Source organism: Streptomyces sp. NPDC047022 (assembly GCF_040644155.1).
Classification (GTDB): domain Bacteria; phylum Actinomycetota; class Actinomycetes; order Streptomycetales; family Streptomycetaceae; genus Streptomyces.
Genome location: NZ_JBEYVV010000063.1, coordinates 1 through 13,074, shown reverse-complemented (window position 1 = coordinate 13,074; position 13,074 = coordinate 1). Strand labels below are relative to the sequence as shown.

The window sequence follows — 13,074 nt, the reverse complement described above, 5'->3', positions numbered from 1 at the left end:
CGTAGCCGCCGTCGAGGTCCGAGTACTGGTCGCCGAAGTTGGCGATGATCTCGTAGCCGAGGTCCTCGATGTGCTCGCGCGTGCCGGACTTGCACCCCGGCGGATCACCGCCGGGGTGCGCCACGCTCGGCCACGGTGCGGGCGCCCGCGATGGTCCGCGATCTCGACGACCTCGTCCATGGAGACATCGGGCTCTCGGCGGCAAAGGCCACGCACCGGCGCGTCGAGCCTGGCAACGACGACACACCCCGGCTGCTCCATTGGAGTCGGACAGTCACGCCATCGGCCGCATTCCGGGTGACCGGGGCGATGGCCCCGCCCTCGGCGCAGCGAGGATGACGGCTGACCGGCGACGCGAACGGCGAGCATCGGGAGACACCCACTTGTGAGTATCGTCAACGAACCGCACGGTGCCGCGGCAGCGGAGGACCCGTACGAGAACGAAGTGCCGGTCCGCCACAGGCAGCCCGGCAACGTGGTGGTGAAGTGGGCGACGACCACCGACCACAAGACCATCGGAACGCTCTATCTGACCACGTCGTTCGCCTTCTTCCTGACCGGCGGCGTGATGGCGCTGCTGATGCGTGCCGAGTTGGCGCGTCCGGGCCTGCAGATCATGTCGAACGAGCAGTTCAACCAGGCGTTCACGATGCACGGTACGGTCATGCTGCTGTTGTTCGCGACGCCGCTGTTCGCCGGCTTCACGAACTGGATCATGCCGCTGCAGATCGGCGCTCCGGATGTGGCCTTCCCCCGCTTGAACATGTTCGCCTACTGGCTGTACCTCTTCGGTGCGCTGATCGTCATGGGCGGCTTTCTCACTCCGGAGGGTGCGGCCGACTTCGGCTGGTTCGCGTACTCCCCGCTCACGAACGCCGAGCACTCCGTCGGCATCGGGAGCGACCTGTGGATCATGGGACTGGTGTTCACCGGCTTCGGCACCATCCTCGGCGCGGTCAACTTCATCACCACGGTCATCTGCATGCGCTGCCCTGGTATGTCCATGTTCCGCATGCCGATCTTCACCTGGAACGTGCTGCTCACGAGTGTGCTGGTGCTGTTCGCCTTCCCGGTTCTGGCAGCGGCGCTCCTGGTACTGGAGGCGGACCGCAAGTTCGGTGCCCATGTCTTCGACGCGGCCAACGGGGGTGCCCTGTTGTGGCAGCACCTGTTCTGGTTCTTCGGCCATCCCGAGGTCTACATCATCGCGCTGCCGTTCTTCGGCATCGTCACGGAGGTCATTCCGGTCTTCGCCCGCAAGCCGGTGTTCGGTTACATGGGCCTGGTCGGCGCGACGATCTCCATCACGGGCCTGTCCATCACGGTGTGGGCGCATCACATGTTCGTCACCGGGGGCGTGCTGCTTCCGTTCTTCTCGTTCATGTCGTTCCTGATCGCGGTTCCGACCGGTGTGAAGTTCTTCAACTGGATCGGCACCATGTGGAGGGGCTCGTTGTCCTTCGAGACCCCGATGCTGTGGGTGACGGGCTTTCTGGTCACGTTCCTCTTCGGCGGTCTGACCGGTGTGATCCTGGCATCGCCTCCCATGGACTTCCACGTCTCCGACAGCTACTTCGTGGTGGCGCACTTCCACTACGTCGTGTTCGGCACCGTGGTCTTCGCGATGTTCGCGGGATTCCACTTCTGGTGGCCGAAGTTCACCGGCAAGATGCTCGACGAGCGCCTCGGTAAGATCACTTTCTGGACGCTGTTCATCGGATTCCATACGACGTTCCTGGTCCAGCACTGGCTGGGCGCCGAGGGCATGCCCCGCCGGTACGCCGACTACCTGGCCGCCGACGGTTTCACCTGGCTGAACACGATCTCCACCATCGGATCGTTCCTCCTGGGGCTGTCCATGCTTCCCTTCCTGTACAACGTGTGGAAGACGGCCAAGTACGGCAGGCCGGTCGGCATGGACGACCCATGGGGTTACGGCCGCTCCCTGGAGTGGGCGACACCATGCCCGCCGCCGCGGCACAACTTCCACACCATGCCGAGGATCCGCACCGAATCCCCGGCCTTCGACCTGCACCACCCCGATGTCGCCCAGCTCGGCCACGAGGACTACCTCGGCAAACCTTCCCCGATCGAGGCGCCAGGGCCGGAAGGGGGCCGGCCTTGACATCGTCGAGCCGTCACAGGGCCCCGCAGGACCGGCACGGCCGCACGCTCACCAACGAGATCGAGGGCTACCTCCTTCTGCACACCGAGCGAGGCCAGGCGCAGCGCGAGGCCGAAGCCCTCTGCGCGCGCCTGCACTGGCTCACACGTGCGCAGGCCGAAGAACTGACCCACCATTACACCGAGCAGCGCCTCGGCCTGACACGGCAAGCGCTCCAGGCCACTGCCGACCGGGCCGAGGGCCTGCGCCGGGAGTACGAGACCCGCTACGCCACCTTGCGTCGCACCCTGCTCAGACGGCACGCCGCCTGCGCATGCCTCCTGATCGCCTGCTCCACCACGGCCGGTGCCCTCGTCCGTCTGCTGGCCCGCTGAAGGGGCGGTCTTCATGTAGTACGAAGCCGTCGCACCCGACTGGGGCAGGAGTCCCGGTTCCTCGCCCCACCGAGCCGGAGCGCGGCAGGGTGTACACGCCGTGGGAGCCCGGATTCCGCACTCCGTACCGTCGACTCCGCTCTTCCGGACAGGGTTTCGGCCTGTCAGACTCCGGGGCGTGCCCGACTTCGACATGCTTGTCATCGGATCCGGCCCGGGTGGCCAGAAGGCCGCGATAGCCGCGGCCAAGCTCGGTCGCCGGGTCGCCGTCGTCGACCACCCCGACATGGTCGGCGGGGTCTCCCTCCACACCGGAACCATCCCCTCCAAGACCCTTCGTGAGGCCGTCCTCTATCTGACAGGTCTCACCCAGCGGGATCTGTACGGGCAGAGCTACCGCCTCAAGGAGGACATCACCGTCGCCGACCTGACCGCGCGCACCCGCCATGTGGTCGGCCGGGAGATCGACGTCATCCGCAGCCAGCTCTCACGCAACCAGGTGTCCCTCTTCTCCGGCAGCGGCCGGTTCACCGACCCCCACACCGTCTGTGTACGCGAAGCCTCCGGCAACGAGCGGCTGTTGAGCGCCGAGCACATCGTCATCGCCACCGGCACCCGGCCCGCCCGTCCGGAGAGCGTCGAATTCGACGACCGGACGATCATGGACTCTGACAATGTGCTCGCTCTGGAGCGGGTACCGCGGTCGATGGTCATCGTGGGTGCGGGGGTGATCGGCATGGAGTACGCCTCCATGTTCGCGGCCTTGGGCAGCAAGGTCACCGTGGTGGAGAAACGGCCGGGCATGCTCGACTTCTGCGATGTCGAGGTGATCGAGTCGCTCAAGTACCATCTGCGCGATCTGGCGGTCACCTTCCGTTTCGGCGAGACCGTCGCCGCCGTCGAACGCCACCCCAAGGGCACCCTGACCGTCCTGGAGAGTGGCAAGAAGATCCCCGCCGACACCGTGATGTACTCGGCCGGCCGGCAGGGCCTGACCGAGGGGCTCGACCTCGGCACAGCGGGGCTGACGGCCGACGCGCGGGGCCGGATCGCGGTGGACGGGCACTATCGCACCGCAGTGCCTCATATCTACGCCGTCGGCGATGTCATCGGCTTCCCGGCGCTGGCCGCAACCTCCATGGAGCAGGGCCGTATGGCGGCGTATCACGCCTGCGGCGAGCCGGTGCACGGGATGTTCGACCTTCAGCCCATCGGCATCTACACGATCCCCGAGATCAGCTTCATCGGGCGGACCGAGGACCAGCTCACCGAGGACCGCGTGCCCTTCGAGGTCGGTGTCTCCCGCTACCGCGAGCTGGCCCGCGGGCAGATCATCGGTGACTCCCACGGCATGCTGAAACTCCTGGTCTCCCCTCAGGACCGCACCCTGCTCGGTGTGCACTGCTTCGGCACCGGGGCCACTGAGCTGATTCACATCGGCCAGTCGGTGATGGGCTGCGGCGGCACCGTCGACTATCTCGTGGACGCGGTCTTCAACTACCCGACGCTCGCGGAGTCCTACAAGGTCGCCGCGCTGGACGCGACCAACAAGATCCGGCAGATCGACCGGCTCGGGGACTGAGCGGCTGGTCACCAGGGCCTGGCTCCGGCTCGTCAGCGGGGCCGGGCATGTTCACTCGCCCGTGCGACCGTCGTGGACAGCAGGTGCTCGTGTGATCGAGACTCGTCGAATGGCGAAGTACTTCGACGTTCATCCCGACAACCCCCAGCCGCGCACGATCGCCCAGGTGGCCGACAGCATCCGGGACGGCGCACTCGTGGTCTATCCGACCGACTCCTGCTTCGCGCTGGGGTGCCGTCTGGGCAGCCGTGACGGCATCGACCGTATCCGGGCGATCCGCCAGCTCGACGACCGCCATCACTTCACGCTCGTGTGCCGCGACTTCTCGCAGCTGGGCCAGTTCGTGCACGTGGACAACGATGTGTTCCGGGCGGTCAAGGCATCGACGCCGGGCAGCTATACGTTCATCCTTCCCGCGACGCGTGAGGTGCCGCGCCGGCTGCTGCACCCGAGGAAGAAGACGGTCGGCGTCCGCATTCCCGATCATGTGGTGGCGCAGGCGCTGCTGGAAGAGCTCGGCGAGCCGCTGCTGTCCAGCACGCTGCTGCTGCCGGGCGAGGAGGAGCCTCTGACGCAGGGCTGGGAGATCAAGGAGCGGCTCGATCATGTCGTGGACGCGGTGGTCGACTCGGGCGACTGCGGCACCGAGCCGACCACGGTCATCGACTTCTCCAGCGGTGAGCCCGAGATCGTACGCAAGGGAGCGGGTGACACATCTCGATTCGAGTGAGGGCGCGTCCCGCCGTCCGCTGAGCCGGTCTCGTCACCCGGCCCTGGCGGTTCCGGCTCCGACGTGGTGTGCTGAGAGGTGACGGGGAGGGCTCCGAAGACAGGCGCGGAGAAGCGGTCGGCCACGGCCGCGCACCGCGCAATCAGGATCCGGGAGAACCGGATGGGGCCCTTCTCGCCATGTCAAGCCGTCCCAAAGCCGTTTCGAGCGGCGTGAAGCCGTGCCGGGCCGATACCGGGCGATGTCTTCCTCCACCCGCTCGGCCAGGACACCCGCCGCCTTGGCGACCGGCACCGCAAGGCCGCGGCCGAAAGCGGTGTGGACGACCTGGACGGCATACGACGCCGGACGACCGGGCAGCCGATTCAGCTCGCCTGCCAGTTCGAGCGGCTCCGCGAGACCGAGCGGAGCCGTCGCAGCGGGCCGCCACGGCGCCGGATCGTCCTTCCGGCCCCCGGGGACTCGCGCCTCGCGCCATGGGCCGAACGACCCGGTCCCGGGACCGGGCGGCCCGTGTCGCGTACACGGTGGGGCGCCCACTCTGGAATCAGGAATCCCGTGGCATTGCGGAAGGGAGCGATGACCGGCAGCCCGGGACCGGAACGAAAGGACCACGAGCGATGACTTCAGTCACCACCATGTCCGCGGCCCTCCCGGCCGAGTACCGCGACCGGCTGATGCAGATCGCCCGCGAGGTCTCCTTCGAGGAGGGGACCCGGCTGTTCGAGGAGGGCCGGCACGCCGACAAGTTCTGGATCGTCCGGACCGGGACCATATCCCTGGACCTGCATGTGCCCGGCCGCAGGGCCGCCGTCATCGACTCGCTGGGGCACGGCGAACTGGTCGGCTGGTCCTGGCACTTCACGCCCCACGTGTGGCAGCTGGGCGCCGAGGCCACGACCCCGGTACGGGCCTATGAGTTCGACGCGACGAGCGTGCTGACGATGTGCGACGAGGACGCCGCGTTCGGCCGTGCCATCGCGGTCTGGGTCGGCCGGGTACTCGCCCACCGGCTGAACGCGGCCCGCACCCGGTTGCTCGATCTGTACGGCCCCTACGGCAGCGGCGTCGAGTGAGTACCAGTGCCCGAGACCCGTACCCGGGGCAGGAGACCGTGAGCGGCCGTCCGCATGTGGTGAGCGACGTGATGAGCCACTGCGTCGTCTCCATCGGCCAGGACGCGTCCTACGAGGACGTCGTCACGCTCATGCGGGAGCGCCACGTCCGCGCCCTGCCCGTGCTGGGCGGCCGGGACCACGTGGTCGGCGTCGTCTCCCGCAGCGACCTGGCGAAGACGGACGCGGGCACGGCGGGGGAAGTGATGAGCGCCCCGGCGCTGACCGTCCACCCCGGCAGCACCCTCGCCCAGGCCGCCCGGATCATGGCCCAGCGCGGGGTCAAGCGCCTTCCGGTCGTGGCCGAGGACGGCACCCTGGAAGGCGTCGTCAGCCGCGCGGATCTGCTGAAGGTGTTCCTGCGGCCGGACAACGACATCGCGGACGAGGTCCGGCGGGACATCGTGGACATCCTCTTTCCCGCCCCGGTCGAGCCCGTCCACGTGCTGGTCAGCGAGGGCGTCGTCACCCTCACCGGGAGGGTCGGCGACACCGCCCTCATCCCGGTGGCCGTCCGGCTGGCACGCGCCGTCGAGGGCGTGGTCGACGTGGACTGTCATCTGGCGGGAACCGGAGCGGACTGACCCCGACCGGATGTGGACCCGAACGAGAGACCCTGGGTGTCAGCCGATCGTCCTGCGCCAGCGGGGTCCCACCGACTCCCACTCGCGGTCCCATGCCTCCATGCGCCGGGCGTCCAGGCGCCCGCGCGCCAGCAGCCCGCACAGCAGCATTCCGCCGCCCCCTCCCAGCCCGACCAGCGAGCCGACGAGCAAGGACTGCATGCGTATCTGATGTGAGGTGGCGGGCCTCGGGACCAGGTCACCCGCTCGATCCGTCCACACGGTCACCTGCGTGCCGGCCCTCAGGCCCGGCGCGGTCCTCACCAGACCCGTGTGCGCGGCACCCGCGGCGGTCCACCGCGCCCGCGCCCACTGGCTCCCGTCGCCGTACTCCGGCACGGCCTGCGGGGTCCCTGGAGTGCTCTGCGTCAGCACGGCCCGCACCGGGCGTGCGGTGGCGCTTCGCACGGTCAGCTCGTGTGCGACCGCGGTGGCGGCCGTTCGCCCAGCCACCACCCCGGCCAGCAGAACGAACACCCAGGTGGCGAGCACGATCCACGCTTCCAGACGGTCACTGCGGCGCAGGAGCGGATTACGCCGCCATCGCCACAGCCGGACCCTCGCCCCCGTCGTACGACGACTCGTCGCCATGGGCGCCACCTCCTCCGCGTCCTGCGGGCCGTGACCTCTCCTGCGGGGATCGTTCACGACACCTTCAGGGTGGGCCATCGGACGGAGGTCGGCATGGGCCGAGCGGCCCCGCCCCGCATCCGACCGGCTCCGCGTGATCGCCGCGCACGGCGAAACGTGCAGGTGAAGCGGGGTCCGGTGGGGTGTGGCCGCGGAAAGCACAGATCAATAAGTCACGCTACGTGACGGTGATGCGCCGTCCGGTGATGTGTTCGGGATCGATACGGATCCACAGGTCCCGCTGCCCGCCCGTCCACGGCTTGCTGTACACGTGCTCCTCCAGCCGCCGCACGTCGTCGGGGTCCATGACGATGCTCGCGCGCCCGCGCACCAGGACGCTCCAGCCCTGGCTGAACGCGGCGTCGATACGGTCCACCTCGAAAGCCACCTGGCTGTCGGCCGCCTGCGACGGCACCGTGTCGGGGGCGGTCCTGAAGACGATGGAGTCCCCGACCACGCTGTAGTTCAGGGGAACGATCGCCGGGCCCTTTTCGGTGTGCACCGCGAGCCTGCCCACCCCGTGCGTGGAGAGCAGGTCCTGGCACTCCTGCGTGGTCAGTTCGGCGAAGGTCGGGTGCCCTCCGGCCTGGCCCAACCCGGGCGGAAGCTCCACGTCCCCTCCGGTGAGCTCGAGCACCGTGGTCTCCAGAGCGCCCGCGAGCCTGAGGAGGGTGCTCACGCCCGGTGCCGCGGTGGGCTGCTCCTCCAGGTACTGCAGGTAACTGGGTGCCATGCCCACCCGGCTCGCCGTCTCGTCACGGGACAGGCCGAGTTCCTCGCGCCGCAGCGCGATCCGGCGCCCGAGATTGCCGGCGGGGTGTTCCTCCGCCGCGTCCGACGGTTCCCGTGCGGTCATGGCCCCTCACATCCTCTCCTCACGCCGCGCGTACGGCGACCACTTCGTGCTGCTGACCGCCTAGTACCACCTTGAGCGCACCGGTGTCGGCGCCTCGGCCGAAGACGCCGTAGGCCTCCTCCATCTGGTCCAGCGGGAAGGTGTGGGTGACCAGCGACGCGGTGGGCAGCCGACCCGCCGCCGCCATGCGCAGCAGCGTGGGGGTGGAGTAGGTGTCCACCAGTCCAGTGGTGAGCGTGATGTTCTTGCTCCAGAGGTCTTCGAGGTGCAGGGTCACGGGCTTGCCGTGCACACCGATGTTCGCCACGCGCCCGCCGGGCCGCACCATGCGCGTGCACAGTTCGAAGCTCTCCGGCAGCCCGACCGCCTCGATGGCGACATCGGCGCCGAGTCCGCCGGTGAGGTCGGCGATCAGAAGCTCGGGGGCCTCCGACGCGTCCGCCAGGGCGTCCGCGCCCAGCGCCTTCGCGGCGTCCAGGCGGGCCTGGGCCCGGTCCACGGCGACGATGCGCTCGGGAGCGAACAACTGGGCCGTGGCGATCGCCGCGAGTCCGATGGGGCCGGCTCCGACGACGGCGACGGTGACTCCGGGACGCACATGTCCGTTGAGCACGCCCACCTCGTAGGCGGTGGGGAAGATGTCAGCGAGCAGTACGGCCTCCCTGCTGTCGATCGCGCCGGGCAGCGCGTGCACGGACAGGTCCGCATAGGGAACGCGCACGTATTCGGCCTGCGTACCGTCGATCACATGGCCGAGGATCCACCCTCCGCCGCCTCGGCACTGGCCGTAGGTCCGCTCCCAGCAGTAGCCGCACCGGCCGCAGGCGGTGATGCAGGAGACGAGAACCCGCTCCCCCGGCCGCACGGTGTGCACATCGCCGCCGGTCTCCACGATCTCGCCGACCGCCTCGTGCCCCAGCACCGTGCCGGGCCGCACTTCGGGCACGTCGCCCTTGAGGATGTGCAGGTCCGTTCCGCAGACGGTGGTGATGTCGACGCGCACGATCGCGTCGGTGGTTTCCTTGATGCCGGGGTCCGCGACCTCTTCCCAGGCGGACTGTCCGGGGCCGTGGAAGACGAAGCCTTTCATGGCGGTCCTTCCTCCCTGTTCCTGGAACGGTTCCGCGGGGACCCTCCGGAAACCGGTACGGCCGCGGGCCGGTACGGCCGGAAATCCGGCTCACTGCCGGAATCGTCCAGCAGATCCAGCTTGTCCGACCCCTGGGAGATCCGCTTGGGCCGGTCGGCCCCATCGCCCCGCCGGAGGGACTGCCGCGGGGAGTGCCTCCGGGACCCCGGCCCGCACTGGCGGGCCCGGTCGCCGCGGGCCGCGGAAGGGGGCCGAACGGCCCTACCGCCGCCGCCCCCGCTCCGCTCGTCTTCGACCACGCCCCCCACCGGGCCCGGTGACCGACCGCTTGCGCCGCGACCGGACGGACGCGGACCAGGACCGGTCACGCCGTCCCCGCCCACGGACATGTTCGTGCGTTGTGGAGCCACTAAGCGACATGGCCCCGCGAAGCCCTCCGGCTTGCGCTGGGATGGCCGCTCATCGTGAGCCTGGGGGGCGAGGTTGGAAATGACCGACGTGGCCGAAGCAGTACTGCCCGATCCCGTCGAGGCCGTGCTACGGAAGGAGTGCCGGTGCGGCGTCGCCCCGAGCGGGCCCGGCGGGCCGGGAGCCGCGGAGGAGAAGTTCCGTGGGCTGCTGGAGGCGGCACCGGACGCGATGGTCATCGTGGACGACGCCGGGATCATCAGACTGATCAACGCCCAGACCGAAGCACTCTTCGGCTACCGGCGCGAGGAACTCCTCGGCCACCCCGTCGAACTCCTCGTACCCGGACGCTTCCGCACCCACCACACCGAACACCGCAACGCCTACGCCCACAACCAGCAAGTACGCCCCATGGGAGCCGGACTCGACCTGTACGGACTCCGCAAGGACGGCACCGAATTCCCCGTCGAAATCAGCCTCAGCCCCCTCGAAACCGCCGACGGCCTCCTCGTCTCCGCCGCCGTACGCGACGTCAGCGAACGCAAGGCGGCAGAAGAAAGGTTCCGTGGGCTGCTGGAGGCCGCGCCGGACGCGATCGTGATCGTGGACGACACCGGGATCATCAGACTGATCAACGCCCAGACCGAAGCACTCTTCGGCTACCGGCGCGAGGAACTCCTCGGCCACCCCGTCGAACTCCTCGTACCCGGACGCTTCCGCACCCACCACACCGAACACCGCAACGCCTACGCCCACAACCAGCAAGTACGCCCCATGGGAGCCGGACTCGAGCTCTACGGACTCCGCAAGGACGGCACCGAATTCCCCGTCGAAATCAGCCTCAGCCCCCTCGAAACCGCCGACGGCCTCCTCGTCTCCGCCGCCGTACGCGACGTCAGCGAACGCAAGGCGGCAGAAGAGCGCATCAACGAGCTGGCGGCTCTGGTGGAGTCCTCGCAGGACGCGATTCTCGCCAAGACCCTCGACGGCTACATCACGTACTGGAACGCGGCGGCCCAGCGGCTGTACGGGTTCACCGCGACCGAGGTCATGGGGCGGCACGTGTCGGTGCTGGCGCCGCCCGAACGGGAGCACGAGATCACCGAGCTGCTCGAACGGCTGCGCAAGGGCGAGAAGGTGGAGCACTTCGAGACGCTCCGGGTCACCCGCTCCGGCGACCTGCTGGACGTCGACGTCACCTTGTGGCCGACCCGGGCACGCAACGGCGCGGTGGTCGGGGCGTGCGCGATCGTGCGGGACATCAGCGACCGCAAGCGGGCCGAGGCGGAGCTGACGGAGCTGTACGAGCAGCAGCGGCACATCGCCCTCACCCTGCAGCGCAGTCTGATGGGTACGCCGCCCGCCATCCCCGGTCTCACCACCGCCAGCCGGTACCGCCCCGCGACCCAGGGCGCCGGTGTCGGGGGCGACTGGTTCGACCTGATCCCGCTGGGCGCCGGCCGGGTGGGAGTACTGATCGGCGATGTGATGGGCCGGGGCCTGGAGGCCGCGGCCGTGATGGGCCAGCTCCGCTCCGCCTCGCACGCCCTGGCCAAGACGGGGTTGCAGCCGCGTCAGCTCATGCAGGCCCTGGACACCGTCGTCGCCGACCTCGATGTGCCGGATCAGCTGGTCACCTGCTGCTATCTGATCATCGCCGCCGACGCGGGAGAGGTGACCCTGTGCTCCGCCGGGCACCTGCCGGTGCTCGTCGCCGTGCCCGGCGAGGGCTCCCGTGCGCTTCCGGCACCGGTGAACGCGCCCCTGGGCGTGGGCGGAGTGATCTACGAGCAGTCCTCCACCACGATCCCACGGGGTGCCACCCTCGTCCTCTACACGGACGGTCTGATCGAGACCCCGGGCGCCGACATCGAGGACCAGCTCACCCACCTGGTCGCCACCCTGGACGAGCTCGTGGCCGAGGCCCCCGACCTGGAGGCCGCGGCCGACCACGTCCTGTCGGCCCTGCTGCCCGACGCCGACGGCCACGACGACGTGACGCTGCTGCTGACCCAGCTGCCCGAGGCCCCGCTGGCCACGGCCACGACCGATCTGCCCGCCACGCCGGAGTCCGTGCCCAGGGGCCGCGACTTCCTCGACAACACGCTCGGCTCGTGGGGCTGCGCGAAGTCGGTGGACGACGCACGGCTGCTGTTGTCCGAGATCCTCACCAATGCCGTGCAGCACGCGCAGGGCCCGATCTCGGTGCACGCCTGCCGCACGGACACCGATCTCACCGTCGAGATCAGCGACCGCAGCCCGCATCTGCCCCAGCCGCGCGTCGCGGCCGAGGACGAGGAGTCGGGCCGGGGCCTGCTGCTGGTGCGCGCCCTCGCGGACGGCTGGGGAGTGCGGCCCACGGACGACGGGAAGACGACGTGGTTCAGTCTCAAGCTGTGAGCCCCCGTCCGAGCTCATTCCGGTACGACGGCGACCGGGCAGCAGACGTGGTGCAGTACGGCGTGTGCGACGGAGCCGATGCGCGGGCCGAGCCTGGCATCCGGTGCCCCACGCCCCACGACGACGAGGGAGGCATGGGCCGAGGCTCGTACCAGCTCGGTGGCCGGACGGTCCGCAGTGATGGTCAGGGTCACCGGAACCGAGGGGAACCTCTCGTACCAGGGGCTCAGCCGGTCGGCCACGAGGTGCTCCCGCTCGGCCGGCGGTTGTGCGGCGCTCTCCGGGCCCACCCGGCCGTCGGCGCCATGGGCCACGCCGGGGACCGCGTGGACAACGCGCAGGGCGGTGTCACGGCGCCGGGCGGCCTCGAAGGCGAACTCGACGGGCCCGCTCGCCGGGTGCCGGGTGCCGAGACCGAGGACGACCTCGCGGAACGGTGTCTCGGGTATCTCCTCGGGCGAGACGCCGTCCAGGGGCGGCAGGTGCTCGTCGGCGCAGGTGTCCCCCGCCCGGACGAGCACCACGGGATGCGTGGAGCGGGCGATGACGCGCTGGGACACGGACCCCACGACGAAGCCCGCGACACGGCCGAGCCCACGGGACCCGAGCACCAGCACGTCCGCGTCCTCCGCGGCCGCGAGCAGGACCGTGACCGGGGACCCGGACTCCAGTCGGCCCGCCGCCTCCAGGCCAGGATGCGCCGCGCGGACGCTGCGGACCGCCCACTGGAGGGTCTCCTCGGCCTCGTCGGGCCGGGTGGTGTCCAGGGGCACGGAGGGCTCGGGTGCCTGTCGGCCCGTCCAGGCGTGCACGAGGCGCAGCGCGGCGCCCCTGCGCAGGGCCTCCCGGGCTGCCCAGTGGGCGGCCGCGAGGCTCTCGTCGGATTCGTCGACGCCCGCGGTGACATACGGCGTCATGGCACGCACCTCCTGCGTGGGGGCCTGCACCCGCGCTCCGTCCCCGTGCCCCTGACCCCCTCCCCGTGTCGAGCGTGGTGGAAGGGCAGCCGTGTGCGCAGGGGCCGCCCGGACCCATCGGCGGGCCTGGGGTCTTTCGTTTGGATCAGGCCGGATCAGGGAGCGGGGTCTGGTGCCGTGCATCGCAAGGCGGAGGAGGGCGTCATGGCGGAGCCATGGCAACC

Annotated in this window: 11 protein-coding genes and 1 pseudogene; 7 read left to right on the top strand and 5 right to left on the bottom strand. The window is 69.8% G+C overall.

The window, feature by feature from the left end:
* Window positions 1–91 (bottom strand): annotated as a pseudogene (locus tag ABZ845_RS31295) (Secreted acid phosphatase); the annotation flags it as partial.
* A gap of 294 nt (window positions 92–385) precedes the next feature.
* Between ABZ845_RS31295 and ctaD the strand changes: the two are divergent.
* From ctaD to ABZ845_RS31265, 6 genes are all read left to right on the top strand, one after another.
* Window positions 386–2,125, top strand: coding sequence for a cytochrome c oxidase subunit I (ctaD, locus tag ABZ845_RS31290; protein ID WP_360986710.1), 1,740 nt, complete (start codon window positions 386–388; stop codon window positions 2,123–2,125).
* Complete coding sequence (locus ABZ845_RS31285) at window positions 2,122–2,499, top strand: hypothetical protein (protein ID WP_360986707.1); 378 nt, start codon at window positions 2,122–2,124, stop codon at window positions 2,497–2,499. Before ctaD ends, ABZ845_RS31285 begins: the two co-directional genes overlap by 4 nt.
* A gap of 178 nt (window positions 2,500–2,677) precedes the next feature.
* Entirely contained in the window at window positions 2,678–4,081 is a 1,404-nt protein-coding gene (sthA, locus tag ABZ845_RS31280; RefSeq protein ID WP_360986704.1) for a Si-specific NAD(P)(+) transhydrogenase, read from the top strand.
* Window positions 4,082–4,190: 109 nt separating this feature from the next.
* Window positions 4,191–4,811, top strand: coding sequence for an L-threonylcarbamoyladenylate synthase (locus ABZ845_RS31275; RefSeq protein WP_360986701.1), 621 nt, complete (start codon window positions 4,191–4,193; stop codon window positions 4,809–4,811).
* A gap of 620 nt (window positions 4,812–5,431) precedes the next feature.
* A complete protein-coding gene (locus tag ABZ845_RS31270) occupies window positions 5,432–5,887 on the top strand; it encodes a cyclic nucleotide-binding domain-containing protein (protein ID WP_360986698.1) in 456 nt (151 codons plus the stop codon).
* Between the two features lie 38 nt (window positions 5,888–5,925).
* The gene (locus tag ABZ845_RS31265) at window positions 5,926–6,510 is read left to right on the top strand and encodes a CBS domain-containing protein (RefSeq protein ID WP_360986695.1); all 585 of its coding nucleotides are present in this window, start codon (window positions 5,926–5,928) and stop codon (window positions 6,508–6,510) included.
* 39 nt (window positions 6,511–6,549) lie between these two features.
* On the opposite strand, the gene ABZ845_RS31260 is transcribed toward ABZ845_RS31265, so the two are convergent.
* From ABZ845_RS31260 to ABZ845_RS31250, 3 genes are all read right to left on the bottom strand, one after another.
* Window positions 6,550–7,140: a hypothetical protein gene (locus tag ABZ845_RS31260; RefSeq protein WP_360986692.1), complete on the bottom strand. Its 591-nt coding sequence runs from the start codon at window positions 7,138–7,140 to the stop codon at window positions 6,550–6,552.
* Window positions 7,141–7,357: 217 nt separating this feature from the next.
* Window positions 7,358–8,035: a pyridoxamine 5'-phosphate oxidase family protein gene (locus ABZ845_RS31255; RefSeq protein ID WP_360986690.1), complete on the bottom strand. Its 678-nt coding sequence runs from the start codon at window positions 8,033–8,035 to the stop codon at window positions 7,358–7,360.
* 19 nt (window positions 8,036–8,054) lie between these two features.
* Window positions 8,055–9,125, bottom strand: a complete 1,071-nt coding sequence (locus ABZ845_RS31250) for an alcohol dehydrogenase catalytic domain-containing protein (RefSeq protein WP_360986687.1) — start codon at window positions 9,123–9,125, stop codon at window positions 8,055–8,057.
* A 489-nt stretch (window positions 9,126–9,614) separates the two neighbouring features.
* Here ABZ845_RS31250 and ABZ845_RS31245 point away from each other — a divergent pair, with 489 nt between their 5' ends.
* A complete protein-coding gene (locus ABZ845_RS31245) occupies window positions 9,615–11,933 on the top strand; it encodes a PAS domain S-box protein (protein ID WP_360986684.1) in 2,319 nt (772 codons plus the stop codon).
* Window positions 11,934–11,947: 14 nt separating this feature from the next.
* Here the strand turns inward: ABZ845_RS31245 and ABZ845_RS31240 are convergent, their stop codons facing one another.
* On the bottom strand, window positions 11,948–12,850 hold the full coding sequence (locus ABZ845_RS31240) for a universal stress protein (RefSeq protein ID WP_360986682.1): 903 nt from the start codon (window positions 12,848–12,850) through the stop codon (window positions 11,948–11,950).
* Between the last annotated feature and the right edge of the window lie 224 nt (window positions 12,851–13,074).